Origin of the sequence: Corynebacterium sp. Marseille-Q2823, from assembly GCF_903645345.1 — a bacterium.
Lineage (GTDB): Bacteria > Actinomycetota > Actinomycetes > Mycobacteriales > Mycobacteriaceae > Corynebacterium > Corynebacterium hiratae.
The window spans coordinates 338,324-356,492 of sequence record NZ_CAHJXS010000002.1; the positions used below are offsets into that span (position 1 = coordinate 338,324).

The following is an 18,169-nucleotide window of genomic DNA, read 5'->3' on the forward strand; positions in this document are numbered from 1 at the left end:
TGTTAGGGCTGTTTAATCAGCCTCACATAGACAGGACTTTCCCAGAGTATCATTGTGACCTCCCCCAAAGCACATCTTTAATGGGACGAAAACGACGAAAGCGCCCCACAAAGGAGGCGCTACGTCTCGAAAGAACTTAGGTCTAGCCCAGGGATCTATAAGGACTTACTTCTCCCCCAGCAAGGCATCAACAAATCCTTCAACCTCAAACGGCGCGAGGTCATCTGCACCCTCGCCGAGGCCCACGAGCTTGACCGGCACGCCCAGTTCCTCCTGCACCTGGAAGACGATGCCGCCCTTGGCGGTGCCATCCAGCTTCGTGAGGACAACGCCGGTGATATCAACAACATCACGGAAGATACGGGCCTGGGTCAGGCCGTTCTGCCCCACCGTCGCATCCAGTACAAGCAGGACCTCATCAACCTCGGTCTTCTTCTCCACCACGCGCTTGACCTTGCCCAGCTGGTCCATGAGGTCCACGGAGGTGTGCAGACGGCCAGCGGTGTCAACGAGAACAACGTCGACGCCCTGGTCAACGCCAGCGGCCACGGCATCAAAGGCCACGGAGGCCGGGTCCGCGCCTTCCTTGCCGCGGACAGTCGTAGCGCCCACGCGACGGCCCCAGGTCTCCAGCTGGTCCGCAGCCGCTGCACGGAAAGTATCCGCCGCGCCGAGCAAGACGTTGTGGCCCATCGACACGAGCACGCGGGCCAGCTTGCCGGTCGTGGTGGTCTTGCCAGTGCCGTTGACGCCGACAACCATGATGACGGCCGGCTTGCCTTCATTCGGCATGGCCTTGATGGAACGGTCCATCTCCGGGTGGCCCACCTCGATGAGGGCCTCGCGCAGCATGGCACGTGCTTCCGCCTCGGAGCTCACTCCGCGCTCTGCAATCTTGTCGCGCAGGGAGTCGGTAACTTGCATGGTGGACTTCGTACCTAGATCCGCCATGATGAGGGTATCTTCGATTTCCTCCCAGGCATCATCATCAAGGTCACCAGCAGAAAGAATGCCCATGAGGCCTTGGCCAATGGCGTTCTGCGAGCGCGACAGACGCCCGCGCAGCTTGCCCAAGCGGCCGGCAGCCGGCGCAATGTCCTCCTGCGGCTGGGCTGCCGGGGCCTCAACCACCTCAGCGTCGTCGGATACTTCTAGCTCCTCGGGCTCAGCCTCGAGTGCCGCGCTTGCCGACGCCGCCTGTGCCCCCGCTGCCGCGGCGGCCTCTTCTGCTTCGGCTTCCTCAGACTCGGCCGGTGCTTCTGGCTCAGGCTGTGCTTCTACCTCTACCGCTGCTTCTTCTTCGGCTTCAAACTGAGCAGAAGGCTCCTCCTCGCCCGGAGCCTCAGGTACCTCCGGTTCCTCCTCTACCTTCGGAGTTTCAACTACCGGCTCCGGTTCAGCAATCTCTTGTTCGGTGGCCGGGACATCCTCTTCCGTGTCCTCGTCATCCTTGTCAACAGCAGCGGCGCCGGATACGGCAGCACCAGCGGCGGCAGCGCCCGCAGCTCCTGCAGCGGCTACACCAGCGGAAGAATCCTTATCCTCTTCTTCCTTTGCCGGTTCGTTCTGCGCAGCCGGTTCCGGCTCGCTCACCGGCTTCGCGTCTCCGACGGGTTCCGGCTTAGGCTCTGCCTGAGGCTTCGGTTCCGCCGCAGGTTTCGCTGCCTTCGGGGTCTCCTCTTCACCCTTGAGCTGAGCATTCGCCAGCTCAGTGGCATCACGCTGCTCCGCCTGCGGCTCAGGCTTGGGCTTGGGCTCAGCCGGGGCCTGCGCGGGCTGCTCGGCAACTGGCGGCTGTGGCGCCGGCTGCTCGGGCTTCGAGGCGGTGACAGGCTCCTTAGTTGCACCGCCGCCTGCAGGGGCAAAGTTAAAGCCAGACTTGGCTTGGTAGTTGCCGGACTTCTGCTGCTGGGTCAGCTCCTTCGGCTCCTCCACGGGCTTTTCAAAGGAGACCTTCTTTGATTCGCCGCGCTTCTTGCCTAGGACAACGAACAAGACCACGAGCAGAATCAGGACGATGACTGCTATCGCAATCCACATAAAAGTAGTATTCATGCCTTCCATAGTGCCAGGGTTGTCCACGTACGGCACGACAAGGAGGGTGAAAAGTGCTGGGCGCAAGCCCCGCCCTAGCGCGGGGCATCCACGCCGAGACGCGTGGCATCCTCCGCCGCCTGTGCTGTGCCCGGCGCCTCACCGGCGCGAGACATGCGCTGCGAAATCACGCGCGTCACGCCATCGCCGCGCATCGTGACGCCATACAGCACGTTGGCCACGTCCATCGTCGGCTTCTGGTGGGTGATGACGATGAGCTGGGAATCCTTACGCAGCTCCTCGAAAAGGGCGATGAGACGGCGCAGGTTGACGTCGTCAAGCGCGGCTTCCACCTCGTCCATGACGTAGAACGGTGAGGGGCGCGCGCGGAAAATCGCCACGAGCATAGCCAGGGCTGTCAAGGACTTCTCGCCACCAGACAACAGCGACAAGCGCTTCACCTTCTTACCCGGCGGGCGGGCCTCCACCTCGATGCCGGTGGCCAGCATGTCATCCGGCTCCGTGAGGATGAGGCGACCCTCGCCTCCGGGGAACAGCGTCTGGAAGACCTTGGGAAACTCCGCTTCCACGTCGTGCCAGGCATCCGTGAACAGCTGCAGGATCTGCGCGTCCACATCTTCGATAACGCCAGTCAGATCCTTGCGCGCTTGGATGACATCGTCCAGCTGCGTAGACAAGAAGCTGTAGCGCTCCTCCAGTGCCTTGTACTCCTCCAAGGCCAGCGGGTTGACCTTACCCAAGGAATTGAGGTCCTTCTCGGCCTGCTTCAACCGCTTAGTTTCGGCGGAACGATCGAAATCCTCCCCCGGGGTGTAGTCCTTGAGCAGGTCGGGAATCGCAATGCCGAGCTGCTCCACGATTTTTTCCTCGGCCTCATCCACGCGCACCTGCGCCTGGCTGCGGGCGATCTCGGAGTTATGCGCGGAGTCGGTCAAGCGATCCAGCTGCTGGCGGGTCGAGGAGACCGCTTGCTTCGCCGATTGTGCACGGCCTTGCAGCACGCCGCGCTGGGTGACCAGCTCATCGCGTTCCTCGGCGGCCCGCTCGAGTGCCTGCGCGGTCCGGGCGGCCAAATCTTGGGCATGCTTGTCGACGGCCCCCGCCAACCTCGCCTGCGCTTGCCGGCGGGCCATGGCCTGATCGTGGCGAGCTTTGGCCTGGCGCTCGTGCTGGGCTTGGCGCCGAAGGGCCTCTCCCCTACCCGCTGCCTGGCCGACCTTCTCTTCGGCGCTGCGGGCCGCCAGCTGGGCCTCCACCTCCATGGCCTTGACCTGTTCGAGGGCCGTCGAGGCAGCATCGCGTTCCACCGAGGAGGGTTCATCAGCCTGCTCTTCAGCGTCCACGCGCGACAAGCGGTCACGCGCCTCCGCCAGCTCCTCGCGCAGGCGGGCCAACTGCACCTCGATATCCGTGGCGCGGGCGGCGGCCTTCTCGTGCTCAGCCTTGTTTGCTTCGTACTGCTTGAGCAAGCGCTGGTGATCGCGCTTCCACGCCTCTAACTCGTGATCGTGTTCCCGTAGCGCGGCCTTGGCGCTCGCCGCGCCCACGCGCGCATCGTCCGCCGCCAGCTTCGCGCCTTCCAGCGTGCCGGATAGTTCTTCCAGCTCATGGGTGGCGGTCTCCAGCTGTTGCTCGGCCTCCGTAATCTGGCCGCTCACCTCCACCGTCGAGGCAGCTCCAGTTCCGGCCTCTACCCAACCTTCGCCGACGAGCAGGCCCTCAGGGGTCACAGCTCGCAGGCGCGGATCCTCCGCGATGAGCTCGCGGGCTGCGGCATAGTCATCGACGAGGACCACGTCGGAGAGCAAGCGCGTCACCGCCGCTGAGACTTCTGGGACCAAGACCATCTGGTCCAGCAGCCAGCGAGCACCGGAAGGCAAATCCGCGTCAAGGCGCCAGGCTGAACCGGTGGGCTCCGCGGCGACGTCGATCAGCGGCGTGCGGCTCGCCGCAGCGAGATCGCGCACGATGCCCCCGCTCACCGCGCCGGCTTGGGCTTCGGCGAAGGAGCCGAGTGCTGCCGCAACGGCCGTCTCATAACGCGTGGAGATGAACTCCGCGAGAGGTTTAAAGCCCTCACCGAGATCCAGTGCTTCTGGAACGGTCTGGCCCAGGGTATCGATCCGAGCGCGCAAACTGTACACGCTGCGCTCGTGTTGCCGCTGTGCGTCACGCAGCTGTTCCAAGCGTTTATCGGCCGCTGCGGATTCGCTGGCCGCGCGCACATGCGCTTCCTCCAGTGGCTCACGCTCGGCGGCCAGGTGCTCCAGCTTGTCCGCCACCTCGTCAGCTTCCGCTTGCGCTCCCCTGGTACGGGCTTTCGTGTTCGCCAGCGTCTCTTCCTGCCGCGCCAACTCGGACTCCGCGGAACTTACTTGACCGGCTAAGTTCTCCTCAGCGGCGATGAGGCGAACCACGCCTTCGCGGCGATCCGCAATGGCGCGCAGCTGCGCCATGTGTTCCTTATCGGCGGCCTCGAAGGCTTCCCGACGCTCAGCCACTTCCTCCCGGATCGATTCCAGACGCTCCGCCGCCTCCTCGGCCGCGGCCAGCAACTCATCATGCTCCTCGTCGGCCCGCTGGGCGCGTGCCTCCAACTCATCCGGATCCTGGCCCGCGTAGGCGACCTGTGAGCCAACGTTGCTGGCGCGCTCGGCCGCGATGCGCTGCGTAGCGGAGATACGCTCCGACAGCGTCGAGAGCTCAAACCACAGCTTCTGCGCGGCCTCCGCGCGCGGAGTGACATCCCCCAGCTCGGCTTCTACCTCGAGCTGGATTTCGGTCGCTTCTTCCAGCTGGGCTGTCACTTCCTCGACCTGCTCGGCGAGCACCGCCGCTCGCTTTTCAGCGTCGTCGAATGTCGCGCGCAACCGCACCACGCGGTCGCCGGCAAGACGCAGGCGGGCATCCCGCAAATCCGCCTGCACGGTTGCTGCGCGCTGGGCGGCCTCCGCTTGGCGCGCCAAGGGCTTGAGTTGTTTGCCCAGCTCATCGGTCAAGTCCTGCAGGCGATCCAGGTTGGCCTGCATGCCGGTCAGCTTGCGCTGCGCTTTTTCCTTGCGGCGGCGGTGTTTCAGCACGCCCGCGGCTTCTTCGATATAGGCGCGGCGATCCTCCGGGCGGGATTCCAGAATCTCTGCCAGCTTTCCCTGGCCGACGATGATGTGCATCTCGCGGCCAATGCCGGAATCAGACAGCAGCTCTTGAATATCCATGAGGCGCGCCTTCGCCCCATTGATCTCATATTCGCTCGCGCCATCCCGGAACATGCGGCGGGTGACGGAGACCTCCGAATACTCGATGGGCAAGGCGCCATCGGAATTGTCAATCGTCAGCGTAACCTCGGCGCGGCCGAGGGCCTTGCGGTCCCCGGCGCCGGCAAAGATGACGTCCTGCATCTTGCCGCCGCGCAGCGTCTTGGCGCTGCCTTCACCCATGACCCACGCGAGCGCATCGACGACGTTCGATTTACCCGAGCCGTTTGGGCCCACCACGGCGCAGATGCCGGGCTCGAATTTCAGGTTCGTCGCGGACGCGAAGGACTTGAATCCTTTGAGCGTGAGCGATTTGAGGTGCATTCGGTTTAGTTTAGCGCTCGATGAAGCCCGACTCACCGCGCGGTGCGGCCCACTGCTCCACCACGGCGTTCACTACGCCTGGGCGGTGGGTGGTCGACGGTTCTTCACGCAGCAAGGCCAGCAGCTTCTCGCAATCAGCACGCGGCCCTTCAGCAACCACCTGGACGCGGCCATCCTGCAGGTTCGTCGCGTGTCCTGCCAGCCCTAGTTCGAGTGCCCGGGAACGCGTCCACCAGCGAAAGCCCACGCCTTGGACGTGGCCATGGACGAAAGCCGTGAGCCGCTCATTCCCTGTGGCCGCTGCCTGCTGCGTCATCTAGTACTCCCTCAAGTTCGTGCGGTCACCCAAGTCGTGCTCGTGCTTGAGACGGCGGCGGTCCTCCGCGCTGCGGCGGGTTACCGGATCCGTGCCATCCCAGCACTCGACGTTCTGCAGTTCCGGCAGCATATCACGGTGGAAGACCGGATCCAGGCCCTTGCGGCGCTGCTCGTTGTAGTTCTTCAACAGCTTGATGGCCACGCCCGACAGCGGCACGATGGCGCACACGTTGAGCAGAACCATGATGGCAGCGCCGGTATCGGCCAGGTCGAACACCGTGCCCAGCGGGGCCACCGCGCCGTAGAAGACGAAGGCCAGAACGATGAGACGGAAGATCCACAGCACCGACTTCTTCTCAGAGAGGTACTCCACGTTGGACTCGGCAAGGTAGTAGTTGCCCAGAATCGAGGAGAAGGCGAGGAAGAAGAGGATGAAGGTGACGAAGTGGATGCCCCACTCGCCCACCACACCGGAGAGCGCATTCTGGGTCAGGGTTACGCCCTCAATCGCATCGGAACCGAAACGCTCGAAATCAGTACCCAGCAGGATGATGAAGGCGGTAATCGTACACACCACCAGGGTGTCGAAGTACACGCCGAGGGTCTGCACGAGGCCCTGCTTGACTGGGTGGGACACCGTCGCGGTAGCTGCTGCGTTCGGTGCAGAACCTTCACCCGCTTCGTTGGAGAACAAGCCTCGCTGGATGCCCTTGAGCATCGCCATGCCCACGGTCGCGCCGGCAGCTTCGCGGAAGCCGAACGCAGAGCCAATGATGGAGGCAAGCATGTCCGGCACCTTGTCAAAGTTCAGGACCACCACGATGATGCCCATGATGAGGTAAGCACCGGCCATGAAAGGCACGATGAACTGAGTCATCGAGGCGATGCGCTGCACGCCACCGATGATGATGAGACCGGACACTGCGACGACGGCGATGCCCACGCCTGCCTTGAAAGCACTGGAATCCTGCCCGAAGGAGGCCGCCAAGGAATCGGAGATAGCGTTGGTCTGGAAAGCGTTGTAGAACCAGCCAAAAGTAATGGCGATGGCGACGGAGAAGATGGTCGCCAGAGGCTTCCAGCCCAAGCCGCGGGACATGTAGTAGGCGGGGCCACCACGGTAGGTATCCCCTTCGCGCACCTTCCATAGCTGCGCCAAAGTGGACTCGACGAATGCAGTCGCACCACCAAGGATGGCGATGAGCCACATCCAGAACACCGCACCGGGTCCGCCCACGGAGATGGCCACGGCCACGCCCGCGACGTTGCCGGTGCCCACGCGGGAGGCTGCCGAAATGGTGAATGCCTTGAAGGCGGAGATTCCGCCATAGTCGGCATCCTCATCGGCGCCGACGCCCTTGGGCTTTTCGACGACCGCCTTGAACATGTCCGGCACCATACGGATCTGCACCAAGACGGTGCGGATGCCGAAGAAGAGGCCCGCGGCAATGAGCAGCCATGGCAGGACATAAGACCACAGACTGTCGTTAATGACACCGATCACGGTGCTGAAGATTTCTTGCATGCGTTACACATTAATAACTCACACCAGAATCGTCCTAGTTGGCCGCGGGCAGCCTCCCCTCTCCGCGGCGCTGACAGGACGGGCAGTAGTGGGTCCCACGCCCACCAAGCACGGTTTTCACGATTTCCTCACCGCAGCGATCGCAGGGCTGGCCACCCCTGCCATAGGCATGTAAGGAACGGTCAAAATATCCGGATTCACCGTTGACGTTGACGTACAACGCGTCAAAGCTAGTTCCGCCAACGGCAAGCGCCGCGCGCATGACATCACCGGCCGCGGATATCACCGCGACGGCATCGCGCTGCCGCAGGGCGCTAGCCTTCTTGAGCGGAGAAATCTGGGCCGCCCACAACGCCTCATCGGCATAGATATTGCCCACCCCGCTGAGCACCGTTTGGTCGAGCAGAGCTACCTTGACCGCGGTGCGTTTCGCGCGCAGGCGCCGCCCTGCCGCTGTGAGATCGAAGTCTGTTTCGAGAGGATCGGGAGCGATATGCGCCATGGTCAGCCACGGCCCGAGACGCCAATAGCCGAAGGTGCGCTGGTCCACGAAGCTGAGGCGGGTGGCGTCGTCAAGCACGGCGGCGATACGCACATGCGGCGAATCTACCTCACCGATCCGCACCTGCCCCGACATACCGAGGTGGATGAAGAGCACATCGCGTGCCGGGTCAGTGTGGTCCTCGTCGGCGAACTCCAGCCACATGAACTTGCCGCGGCGCGCCACCGCGGCAATCTTCCTGCCCACCAGCAGCGCGGACAGCGGCACTTCCTGGCCCCGGTTAGCGCGCGGGTGGTGAACCTCTACTGCTGCGAAGGAGCGCCCCACAGCATAGGGCTCGAGCCCGCGGCGGACGGACTCAACTTCGGGAAGTTCTGGCATCGAGTCCTCGTGTTTTAGCTTTCTTTGCCGGCGGTGCCCTGCACCAGCAACGGCGTCTCACGCAAGGTTTGGCACGCTTCCTCCGCCGCCTGCTGCTCAGCGAGCTTCTTGTTGTGGCCCGTCCCCCGGCCGACGGTCAAACCGGCCACGGTGGCCACGGCGTTGAAGGTTTGATCGTGCTCAGGACCCGTCGACGTGGCTGAATAGACCGGCATCGCGGCCTTCAACTCAGCGCACAGCTCCTGCAAGGTCGTCTTCCAGTCCATGTGCCGACCGGACACCACGGCGTTGTCGATCTTGGCGGCGAACAGCTTCAGCACCACCCCGCGGGCGACCTCGAAGCCATGTTGACGGTAAATAGCGCCCAGGATGGCCTCGGTGGTATCGGCCAAGATGGAATCCTTGTCGCGTCCTCCAGTGGCTTGCTCGCCTTTGCCCAACAAGATGTGGTCGCCCACGCCAATCTCACGGGCCACGTCAGACAACCCGTAGCGCGACACGATGGACGCGCGCATCTTGGAAATATCCGACTCGGGGCGCGAGGGGTACTTGTCGTAGAGCTTGGCCGCGACGGACAAGCCCAAGACCGCGTCCCCCAGGAACTCCAAGCGCTCATTGTTGGGAAGGTGCCCGTTCTCATTAGCAAAGGAGCGGTGTGTCAGCGCCAAACACAGCAGCTCATCGCTGAGCTCCACGCCGAGTGCTTTCAGCAACGGGGCGTGGTCTACCTCCGCGAATGCTGCGGCAAGGGCCTGCTCACCGGTCAGTTTCTTCTTCTTGCTCATAGGAATTTCTCCAGCCCGGACCACCGCGGATCAACGCGTTCTTCTTCCCCGGATACCCCCGTGGTCACACCTTCGGGCACGTCCACCTCGCAGCCGCCTTCGCACGTTGGGGCAAACGGAAGGGACAACCCTGCCTCATCGATCACGGTCTGCAGGAGGTCAAGAATCCCGTCCTGAATCTCGGGTACCTCATCGCCCGAACCGCGATCCTCTTCCTCGATCTCATCCCCGCCGACGAAGGATTCGTCTGCGGAAAACACCTGGGACACGTGGAGATCCATCTCTGGGTGTAGCTCAGCCAAGCAGCGTGCGCATTCGCCGCTGAGGGTGCCGGTGACATCAGCGTCCACCAACACGCCGGAGCCCAACGGGGTCAAGGTGGCTTCCACCGTGACTTCAGCGCCTTCCGGGATGCCGATCATTTCCACGCCGATGCGCTCTGGCGCGGGTCCGGTCTGCACGCGGTGCTCAGGCAGCGCCTCGGTTCCTTGGCTGCGGAGCAATTCCGTCACGTCGAACTTCAATGGTGATTTCATAGCGCCCACCAGCTTACCCTGTGCTGCCCCCTGCGCCCTAGACTGGCAAGGACCTGAACGCAGGGTCATAGCCACTTAAGCACTTGCACAAAAGCCTCGATTCTTCCGCTTCAGGCTTTTAGCCTAAAGGCCCATGAGCTACACCGCTACGGGCACGGCGCCTCTGGCCGCCACGGCACGCGACCTCGCACTCAGCTTTCCGCTGCAGTGCCTTGTCCCCGCCGTAGCACTGGCCGTTGCCGGGGTGGCATGCCGCCACGTCATCACTCGACACCGCCCCAGCATCTTTGGCGATGCCGGCCTTTCCTTGCACCGCGTGGCTCTCGCCAGTGCCCTCGCAGGTGTGATCGTCGGCGCCGTGTCTCTTCTCCCCCTGCACTTTGGGCCAATTGTCATTATTTCTTCAGCGCTGTTCTCGCTTTTTGCTGCGCTCATCGCGTGGGGCGCGCGGGAGTCCTTTTCGGCCGCCAGCATGGGGATTGGATTGATGATGCTCACCGTCGGGGCGGTGGATGTGTTGCTGATGCTTGCCGACGCCGCCTGGGGCCCTCTCTCAGAACCCCACGCCGTAGACACGAATTTCGGCATCATGTGGCTGCTCTATGCACTCCCAGGCCTCATCTCCGCCGGACTTGCCGCGGCACTGAGCACCATGTCAGCTAAGGAAGCCGCCCGTATCCGCCGCGCGGAGGAGGCACGCGTGTTAGTTCACGTTAGTAGTCGCGCGGCGCGCGGGGTGCACGGCGCCCCGGCTCGCGGTGTTCGCGCGCACTAGTGCGCCCCTCGCCGCGGGACTCCCCGCGGGAGCGCACACCGGCGCCTCGCCGCAGGGCGGAGCGATCGTTGTTGACGGTGCGCAGGAGATCCGACAAGGTGGTTTCGAATTCCGCCAGCTTGGCGTCGACGAATTCATCGCACTCGGTGCGCAGTCGGTTGGATTCGGAGTGGGCGGATTCCACGATGCGGTGCGCTTCGTCGTCGGCGCGGCGCACAACTTCGGATTCAGAGACCAAACGGTCCTGCTCAGCTTGGCCCGCAGCAACGGTGCGCTGGTACTCCTCATCTGCCTGGGCGCGGGTGCGCTCGGCATCAGAGCGCGCGTTTTCTACGAGGTTGGTGGCCTCATCTTCTGCCTGGGCCACCATGGTGGTGGCGCGGTGCTGGGCGTCAGCCAGCATGGCGTCGGAGTCCTCGCGCGCACGGGTAACGGTGTCATCGGCTTCTGCGTTGGCATCGGAGATGATTTGGTTCGCGCGTTCCTCGGCACCCTGCAGGATCTCATCCTGCTTGTCCAGAACATCTTGGGCATCATCCATTTCAACGGGGAGGGCGTTGCGGAGATCGTCGAGAAGCGCCAGCATCTCGTGGCGCGGAACCATGCAATTGGAGGTCATGGGAACGGCATAGGCCTGTTCCAGGTTGCGAACAAGTTCATCGAGGGACTCAAATACGCGGTACATGGCACCAGACTATCCAAGCAAGAGCGCACCACCACGTATCCCACGCGGGCAAAACGGCGAAAACCTCCCCGCTAGGCGGGGAGGCTCAACCTGGCAATAGAGGACAGGAGCGGGGCTAGATAACGCCCTGTGCCAGCATGGCGTCGGCCACCTTCTTGAAGCCTGCGATGTTGGCGCCGGCAACGTAGTCGCCCTCCAAGCCATATTCCTTGGAAGTCTTGTCAATGTTGCGGAAGATGTTGGACATGATCTCGTGCAGGCGCTGGTCGGTGTATTCGAAGGACCAGGAGTCACGGGACGCATTCTGCTGCATCTCTAGCGCGGAGGTCGCCACGCCGCCCGCATTCGCGGCCTTACCCGGCGCGAAGGCGATGCCGCTTTCCACAAAGTAGTGCGCTGCCTCCGGGGTACAGGGCATGTTCGCGCCTTCGGCAACATAGCGGACCTGATTCTTCACCAGAAGCTTGGCATCGTCACCGTCAAGTTCGTTTTGGGTAGCGCACGGCAGGGCAACGTCGGCGCTCACCTCCCATACGTTGCCGCCTTCGTGGTACTCCACGCCTGCACCCGCTTCGCCGGCGTAGGTGGAAATGCGCTCGCGGCGGACTTCTTTAATCTCCTTGAGCAGCTCCAGGTCCACACCGTTCGGGGTGGTGATGTAGCCGGAGGAGTCAGACATCGCGACGACGGTACCGCCGAGCTGTTGCACCTTTTCAGCGGCGTAGATGGCGACGTTGCCGGAGCCGGAGACAATAACCTTGGCGCCGTCGAAGGACTCACCATGGGTCTTCATCATCTCCGAGGTCAGATACACCAGGCCGTAACCGGTAGCCTCGGTACGCACGAGGGAGCCACCCCAGGACAGACCCTTGCCGGTAAGAACGCCAGACTCATGCTTGCCTTCCAGCCGGCGGTACTGCCCGAACAGGAAACCGATTTCGCGGCCGCCCACGCCGATATCGCCGGCCGGGACATCGCGGTATTCGCCGATGTGGTTGTGTAGCTCCGTCATGAAGGACTGGCAGAAGCGCATGACCTCGGCATCGGACTTACCCTTCGGGTCGAAGTCGGAACCGCCCTTGCCACCACCGATAGGCAGGCCGGTCAGGGAGTTCTTAAAAATCTGCTCGAAGCCGAGGAACTTGATGATGCCCAAGTTCACACTCGGGTGGAAGCGCAGGCCGCCCTTGTAGGGGCCGAGGGCGGAGTTAAACTGCACGCGGAAGCCACGGTTAACCTGAATCTGGCCGCTGTCATCTACCCATGGAACGCGGAAGATGAGCTGGCGCTCGGGTTCGCATAGACGCTCGACCAGGCCGTAATCAGCATAGTGCGGGTCCTTGTTGAGGACGATCTTCAGGGAGTCAAGCACCTCAGCGAGCGCCTGGTGGAATTCCGGTTCGCCCGCATTACGCTTGAGGAGCTTGCTGTAATAGTCGGAGATTTGCTGGTCGATGGACATGGCTATCCTTTCATTCGACACCGTGCCTCGCGGTCGGTGCGTCATCCATTGAACAAACGATAGTTTTCTATCAATTGACCTAAATTGCAAGACGTCCGTACTGCGGCGCGCCTTAAAGGCTGGTCAGAGCGCGAAAATTTTTTCTCACATCTCTGCCATATACTCGTGAACATGCGCATTCTTGTTGCCCCCGATTCCTTTAAAGGCACCGCCACCGCCGCCGAAGCCGCTGCTGCCATTGCACTCGGCGCGCGCCGCGCGCTGAGCTCCTCCCCGTATGCCGACACGGCGAAGGTACATGCCCTTCCCACGGCCGATGGTGGCGAGGGAACCGCGGAGGTTCTCGCTAGTGCCGCCGTGGCTCGCCACGGCACTGCGGGCCAGACCATTACGCTGCCAACTACCGATGCTGTTGGACGCCTCACCGAGGCCAGCTATCAGCTCGTCGGCGATACAGCCTTCATCGACGTCGCCGCCGCCACTGGGCTGCCTGCTGTCTCCGATGCCCTCGACCCGCTGCATGCGGACTCCTATGGCACGGGCGTGTTGGTGGCCGATGCCGAATCGCGCGGCGCCAAGCACATCGTTCTCGGCCTCGGCGGTAGCGCCAGCATCGACGGCGGGCTCGGCATCCTCGCCGCACTCGGCGCCGCCGCACACGATGCCCGCGGCTATGCCCTCCCCAAAGGGGGTGCTCCGCTGGTCAACCTCGACCACATCGACACGGCGCAACTAAACATGAAGGCGGCCATGTTGGACTACACTTTGGTCACCGATACCCGCGCCGTGCCCATCCAGGCCGCAACAATGTATGGGCCGCAGAAGGGGGCCAAGGGCGACCAGGTCGCGCTCCTGGCCGGCGCGATGCTGCGATTGTGCGAGGTCACGGACACCGATCCGGAGGCCGAGTTCTTTGGTGCCGCCGGCGGTATCCCCATCGCCCTGAGCTGGCTTTCGCGCACACTCTGGGGCACCTCGGAGCACTGCCGCATCGTGCCGGGCGGCCGCTATGTAGCTGAGGCCCTCGATCTTCCCGCCCGCATCGCCGAGGCGGACCTCGTCCTGACCGGCGAAGGCCGCTTCGACGAACAATCACTCACCGGAAAGGTGGTAGGCACGCTGGCCGAGCTCACTGGACCGCCCACTCTCGGCATCATCGCCGGCTCCGCTACCGCCCCGGCACCGCAGGGCGCGCTACTCGAAGAGCTCGACGGCGACGCGCACGCTAGCGTGGCCGAGCAACTGAGCGCCGCGGCCGAGCGTCTTGTGCTGAACTTCCTGCAGAATTAGAGCTTTCTGTGGGACTAAGGGGCTACCTGCACCGCCCACGGGAAGATAGCCGGGCGCTCGTGGGCGAGCTCATCTTCCAGCAACACATGATCCTTCGGTAGCACCGCATGCGGGGTCAGCAGGCGCGCGAGGACCATCGTCAGCTGGTTAACGGACCCCGTCACGCCATCGACGGCGATGGCGTAGCGATACACGTTTGCCCCCTCCAGGTCCCGCTCTTCGTGTTCCTCACGGTAAGTCTGGCGCAGCTGTTCTTCCAACCCCTCTGGGAATACAGGCTCAGGCACACGAGTAACCTCTGCAGAGGCCAGCGAGTTGTTTTCCACCAACTTACGGGTGGCAGTGCTAAAGATTTCGGCCACACGCTCCGCTTGGGCATCCGGCACCAGAACATCAAAGTGAATCATTGGCATGTAGGTAACCCTACCCAAACTTCAAGGACGGTAACTATGGCAGATCCCACACTTTCCACGCTGACTGGACTCCTTTCGGAGGACGCCGTTGATCTCAGCTGGCAACGCGCCTTTTACGAAGATCTGCATGCCCACCCGGAGCTGTCCCACGAAGAGGAACGCACCGCCGGGCGCATCCTCGAACAACTAGAGAACTACGACTGCGAGCTCGTCACCGGAATCGGCGGCCACGGCATCGTCGCTATCTTCCGCAATGGCGACGGCCCCACCGCCCTCATGCGTGCCGACTTTGATGCCCTCCCCGTGGCCGAGGAAACCGGCGTGCCCTTCGCCGCCACCAACGGGGCAATGCACGCGTGCGGGCACGACGTACACGCCACCGCACTGCTCGGTGCGTGCGCGATTCTCGACGCCCACCGTGCGGCCTGGCGCGGCACCTTCCTAGCACTATTCCAGCCGGCGGAGGAATCATCCATGGGCGCCAAGTACATGATTGCTGACGGACTCACCGACCGAGTCCCCACCCCGGATGTCTGCCTAGGACAACACGTCATGCCCGGCCCCGCCGGCCAAGTGCAGTCCACCGCCGGCCCCATCCTGGCCGGTTGCGACTCCCTCCGCATCCGCATCACGGGGCGCTCCGCGCACGCCTCCATGCCGCATGAGGCCATCGATCCGTCCTACGTGGCCGCCATGGTGGTAACCCGCCTGCAAGCCATCGTCGGCCGCGAAGTACCTCCCCATGACTTCTTCGTCATCTCGGTAGGCGAGCTGCACTCGGGCGATAAGAACAACATCATTCCGGGCAGCGCCGAGCTGGTGCTCAACACCCGTTACTACAAGCCGGAGTTGGCCAAGCGAGTCTACGCCTCCCTCGAGCGCATGGTGCGCGCTGAATGTGAAGCAAGCGGATGCCCCGCTGAACCTACCTTCGAGTATTTCGCCCACGGCGAAGTCACCGACAACGACGCCGCCGCACATGAAACCGTTCGCTCGGCCTTCGACGCGGTCTTCGGTGATCTCTCCGTCACTGCCACGCCCTCCACCGTGTCCGAGGATTTCTGCTACCTCCCGCAGGCCTGGGGCGTGCCGTACTACTTCTGGTTCATCGGTTCCACGCCGGAGGACCTCCTAGGCAACCCGCCGGTCAACCATCAGTCCACGTTCCTCCCGGACTATGAGCCCACCATGCGCTCAGCTACCCGCGCTGGGGCTGCCTCCGTGCTGTCTTTCCTTGGGCACTAGTTTTCCGTACTCAACGCGGTCTGCGAGTGAGTACGGAACTGGTTAAGCTTGGGAGTTGGTATTTTTCCGCATTTTTTATGCCTAAGGTGAAGGATTCTCATGAGTCAACCCCAGCACTCCGATTTTCAGACCGCAGTTCCCGGACACGTCCGCGCCGCCGCCGGCGTCTCCCCCACCGCTGCCACCAACCGCAAGTTCTGGTCCGGCCTGTCCTCCTCGGTAATGGAGCAGATTGCGGACAACTGGGAAGCCACCCGCAGCGCCTACGCCGCCACCCGCCAGCAGCACTACTTCTCGGCTGAATTCCTGCAGGGTCGAGCCCTGCTCAACAACCTCACCAACATCGGCCTCGTCGACGAGGCCCGCGCCGCCACCCAGGCCACCGGCCACGAATTGGTCGATGTCCTCGAGGCCGAGCACGATGCCGCGCTAGGAAACGGCGGTTTGGGCCGCCTGGCTGCCTGCTTCCTCGACTCCGCTGTCACCCAAGACTTCCCCGTCACCGGCTACGGTCTGCTCTACCGCTACGGCCTGTTCCGTCAGTCCTTTGACAACGGCTTCCAGCGCGAAGAGCCGGATGCGTGGATGGAGAATGGCTATGACTTCATCATTCGCCGCACCTCCGAGCAGCGCCTGGTCCATTTCGATGACATGGATGTCCGCGCTATCCCCTATGACATGCCGATTACCGGCTATGGAACCGACAACGTGGGCACGCTGCGCTTGTGGAAGTCCGAACCCATCGATGAGTTCGATTACGACGCCTTCAACTCGCAGCGCTTCACCGAGGCCATCGTGGAGCGCGAGCGCGTCATGGACATCTGCCGCGTGCTCTACCCCAACGACACCACCTACGAGGGCAAGGTTCTGCGCGTTCGTCAGCAGTACTTCTTCGTATCGGCTTCGCTGCAGCAGATGATCGACAACTACATCGAGCACCACGGCGAGGACCTCACCGGCTTCGCTGAGTACAACTGCATCCAGCTCAATGACACCCACCCCGTGCTGGCCATTCCAGAGTTGCTCCGCCTGCTTCTCGACGAACACGGAATGGGCTGGGACGAGGCATGGAAGGTCGTCACCGAGACCTTTGCCTACACCAACCACACGGTGCTGGCAGAGGCCCTGGAAAGCTGGGAGATCTCCATCTTCCAGAAGCTCTTCTGGCGCATCTGGGAGCTCGTGGAAGAGATTGACCGCCGTTTCCGCGAGGACATGGCCCAGCGTGGCCTCGACCAGGGCCGCATCGATTACATGGCCCCGGTGTCCGACGGTCACGTCCACATGGCATGGATTGCTTGCTACGCCGCTTACTCCATCAACGGCGTGGCGGCGCTGCACACCGAGATCATCAAGGCAGACACGCTGTCTGAGTGGTACGAACTGTGGCCGGAGAAGTTCAACAACAAGACCAACGGCGTCACCCCGCGCCGCTGGCTGCGCATGTGCAACCCGCGCCTGTCCGACCTGCTCACTGAGCAGGCTGGTTCCGATGCCTGGGTCACCGATCTGACTGAGCTGGCCAAACTGGATTCCTTGGCCGAGGACGAGAAGGTGCTGCGCCAGCTCATCAACATCAAGCGCGCTAACAAGCAGGACTTTGCCGCATGGATCGAAGCACACCAAGGCGCCACGGTGGATCCGGATTCGATCTTCGACGTCCAGATCAAGCGCCTGCACGAGTACAAGCGCCAGCTGATGAACGCTCTGTACATTCTGGACCTGTACTTCCGTATCAAGGTCGACGGCGAAACCGTTCCGAAGCGCACCTTCATTTTCGGCGCGAAGGCCGCCCCGGGCTACGTTCGCGCAAAGGCCATCATCAAGCTCATCAACACCATCGGTGACTTGGTCAACAACGACCCGGCCACTAAGGACGTGCTCAACGTGGTCTTTGTGGAGAACTACAACGTCTCCCCTGCCGAGCACATCATCCCTGCCGCCGATGTCTCCGAGCAGATCTCCGTGGCCGGCAAGGAAGCCTCCGGCACCTCCAACATGAAGTTCATGATGAACGGTGCACTGACCCTGGGCACGATGGATGGCGCCAACGTCGAGATCGTCGAGGCAGTGGGCGAAGAGAATGCCTACATCTTCGGCGCCCGCAACGAGGAGATCCCGCAGCTTCGCGCCGAGTACAACCCGGGCGAGCTCTACAACACTGTTCCGGGCCTGTCCCGCGTCCTCGATGCCTTTACCGATGGCACGTTGGGCTCTGAAAATGCCGGGATGTTTGGGGATCTGCGCTCCTCACTGCTCGATGGCTTTGGTGAGCACGCTCAGGACACCTACTACGTCCTCGGAGATTTCGCAGACTACCGCGAGACCCGTGACCGCATGGCTGCCGACTATGACGCTGACGAGATGGCATGGGCCAAGAAGGCTTGGCTCAACATCTGCTACTCTGGCCGCTTCTCTTCCGACCGCACCATCGCTGACTATGCCAACGAGGTGTGGAAGCTGGCTCCGACCCCCATTTCCAACGTCTAGACAAAAACGTCTAGACAAAAAAGGGGTTAATAGACGCACTGTTGCCTATTAACCCTCGACGGGCTTTCCTCACAGACAAAGCGCCGCCTCACCACCGTTCCTCCTTCCCACTTAGTGGGTAAGGAAGCA

14 protein-coding genes are annotated in these 18,169 nt (G+C 62.8%); 4 read left to right on the top strand and 10 right to left on the bottom strand.

Annotation, left to right across the window (positions count from 1 at the left end; genetic code table 11):
• Window positions 1-165: 165 nt before the first annotated feature.
• The 7 genes from ftsY to HWX44_RS03565 form a co-directional block, all read right to left on the bottom strand.
• Window positions 166-2,055 carry a signal recognition particle-docking protein FtsY gene (gene ftsY, locus HWX44_RS03535; protein ID WP_175973199.1) on the bottom strand — a complete coding sequence of 630 codons (1,890 nt, stop codon included), beginning with the start codon at window positions 2,053-2,055 and terminating at the stop codon, window positions 166-168.
• A 74-nt stretch (window positions 2,056-2,129) separates the two neighbouring features.
• Window positions 2,130-5,633 carry a chromosome segregation protein SMC gene (gene smc / locus HWX44_RS03540; RefSeq protein WP_175973202.1) on the bottom strand — a complete coding sequence of 1,168 codons (3,504 nt, stop codon included), beginning with the start codon at window positions 5,631-5,633 and terminating at the stop codon, window positions 2,130-2,132.
• Between the two features lie 10 nt (window positions 5,634-5,643).
• Window positions 5,644-5,949 (bottom strand): acylphosphatase, encoded by a 306-nt coding sequence (locus tag HWX44_RS03545; protein ID WP_046648019.1) that lies wholly within the window; start codon window positions 5,947-5,949, stop codon window positions 5,644-5,646.
• Entirely contained in the window at window positions 5,950-7,476 is a 1,527-nt protein-coding gene (locus tag HWX44_RS03550) for an alanine/glycine:cation symporter family protein (RefSeq protein WP_046648018.1), read from the bottom strand. It lies immediately after the preceding gene.
• A gap of 34 nt (window positions 7,477-7,510) precedes the next feature.
• Window positions 7,511-8,359, bottom strand: coding sequence for a bifunctional DNA-formamidopyrimidine glycosylase/DNA-(apurinic or apyrimidinic site) lyase (gene mutM / locus HWX44_RS03555; RefSeq protein WP_175973204.1), 849 nt, complete (start codon window positions 8,357-8,359; stop codon window positions 7,511-7,513).
• A 14-nt stretch (window positions 8,360-8,373) separates the two neighbouring features.
• Window positions 8,374-9,144: a ribonuclease III gene (gene rnc, locus HWX44_RS03560; RefSeq protein ID WP_070545719.1), complete on the bottom strand. Its 771-nt coding sequence runs from the start codon at window positions 9,142-9,144 to the stop codon at window positions 8,374-8,376.
• Window positions 9,141-9,680: a YceD family protein gene (locus tag HWX44_RS03565; protein WP_070545716.1), complete on the bottom strand. Its 540-nt coding sequence runs from the start codon at window positions 9,678-9,680 to the stop codon at window positions 9,141-9,143. Before HWX44_RS03565 ends, rnc begins: the two co-directional genes overlap by 4 nt.
• Window positions 9,681-9,813: 133 nt before the next feature.
• On the opposite strand from HWX44_RS03565, the gene HWX44_RS03570 reads away from it, so the two are divergent.
• The gene (locus HWX44_RS03570; protein ID WP_254868096.1) at window positions 9,814-10,455 is read left to right on the top strand and encodes a hypothetical protein; all 642 of its coding nucleotides are present in this window, start codon (window positions 9,814-9,816) and stop codon (window positions 10,453-10,455) included.
• Here the strand turns inward: HWX44_RS03570 and HWX44_RS03575 are convergent.
• Both HWX44_RS03575 and gdhA read right to left on the bottom strand, forming a co-directional pair.
• Window positions 10,394-11,140 carry a DivIVA domain-containing protein gene (locus tag HWX44_RS03575; protein WP_046648014.1) on the bottom strand — a complete coding sequence of 249 codons (747 nt, stop codon included), beginning with the start codon at window positions 11,138-11,140 and terminating at the stop codon, window positions 10,394-10,396. The genes HWX44_RS03570 and HWX44_RS03575 overlap by 62 nt on opposite strands.
• Window positions 11,141-11,255: 115 nt before the next feature.
• On the bottom strand, window positions 11,256-12,602 hold the full coding sequence (gene gdhA, locus HWX44_RS03580) for an NADP-specific glutamate dehydrogenase (RefSeq protein WP_070512568.1): 1,347 nt from the start codon (window positions 12,600-12,602) through the stop codon (window positions 11,256-11,258).
• A 171-nt stretch (window positions 12,603-12,773) separates the two neighbouring features.
• Between gdhA and HWX44_RS03585 the strand changes: the two genes are divergently transcribed.
• Window positions 12,774-13,892: a glycerate kinase gene (locus HWX44_RS03585; protein ID WP_046648133.1), complete on the top strand. Its 1,119-nt coding sequence runs from the start codon at window positions 12,774-12,776 to the stop codon at window positions 13,890-13,892.
• 14 nt (window positions 13,893-13,906) lie between these two features.
• On the opposite strand, the gene HWX44_RS03590 is transcribed toward HWX44_RS03585, so the two are convergent.
• Window positions 13,907-14,305, bottom strand: a complete 399-nt coding sequence (locus tag HWX44_RS03590; protein ID WP_046648013.1) for a hypothetical protein — start codon at window positions 14,303-14,305, stop codon at window positions 13,907-13,909.
• A 36-nt stretch (window positions 14,306-14,341) separates the two neighbouring features.
• Between HWX44_RS03590 and HWX44_RS03595 the strand changes: the two genes are divergently transcribed.
• Window positions 14,342-15,550 carry an amidohydrolase gene (locus HWX44_RS03595; protein WP_070512564.1) on the top strand — a complete coding sequence of 403 codons (1,209 nt, stop codon included), beginning with the start codon at window positions 14,342-14,344 and terminating at the stop codon, window positions 15,548-15,550.
• 99 nt (window positions 15,551-15,649) lie between these two features.
• Window positions 15,650-18,040: a glycogen/starch/alpha-glucan phosphorylase gene (locus HWX44_RS03600; RefSeq protein WP_175973206.1), complete on the top strand. Its 2,391-nt coding sequence runs from the start codon at window positions 15,650-15,652 to the stop codon at window positions 18,038-18,040.
• Window positions 18,041-18,169: the final 129 nt, after the last annotated feature.

Coding starts and splice junctions, on each gene's coding strand:
- ftsY (WP_175973199.1), bottom strand. CDS start 2,055: ATGAATACTACTTTTATGTGGATTGCGATAGCAGTCATCGTCCTGATT.
- mutM (WP_175973204.1), bottom strand. CDS start 8,359: ATGCCAGAACTTCCCGAAGTTGAGTCCGTCCGCCGCGGGCTCGAGCCC.
- smc (WP_175973202.1), bottom strand. CDS start 5,633: ATGCACCTCAAATCGCTCACGCTCAAAGGATTCAAGTCCTTCGCGTCC.
- HWX44_RS03600 (WP_175973206.1), top strand. CDS start 15,650: ATGAGTCAACCCCAGCACTCCGATTTTCAGACCGCAGTTCCCGGACAC.
- HWX44_RS03585 (WP_046648133.1), top strand. CDS start 12,774: ATGCGCATTCTTGTTGCCCCCGATTCCTTTAAAGGCACCGCCACCGCC.
- rnc (WP_070545719.1), bottom strand. CDS start 9,144: ATGAGCAAGAAGAAGAAACTGACCGGTGAGCAGGCCCTTGCCGCAGCA.
- gdhA (WP_070512568.1), bottom strand. CDS start 12,602: ATGTCCATCGACCAGCAAATCTCCGACTATTACAGCAAGCTCCTCAAG.
- HWX44_RS03565 (WP_070545716.1), bottom strand. CDS start 9,680: ATGAAATCACCATTGAAGTTCGACGTGACGGAATTGCTCCGCAGCCAA.
- HWX44_RS03575 (WP_046648014.1), bottom strand. CDS start 11,140: ATGTACCGCGTATTTGAGTCCCTCGATGAACTTGTTCGCAACCTGGAA.
- HWX44_RS03570 (WP_254868096.1), top strand. CDS start 9,814: ATGAGCTACACCGCTACGGGCACGGCGCCTCTGGCCGCCACGGCACGC.
- HWX44_RS03590 (WP_046648013.1), bottom strand. CDS start 14,305: ATGCCAATGATTCACTTTGATGTTCTGGTGCCGGATGCCCAAGCGGAG.
- HWX44_RS03545 (WP_046648019.1), bottom strand. CDS start 5,949: ATGACGCAGCAGGCAGCGGCCACAGGGAATGAGCGGCTCACGGCTTTC.
- HWX44_RS03550 (WP_046648018.1), bottom strand. CDS start 7,476: ATGCAAGAAATCTTCAGCACCGTGATCGGTGTCATTAACGACAGTCTG.
- HWX44_RS03595 (WP_070512564.1), top strand. CDS start 14,342: ATGGCAGATCCCACACTTTCCACGCTGACTGGACTCCTTTCGGAGGAC.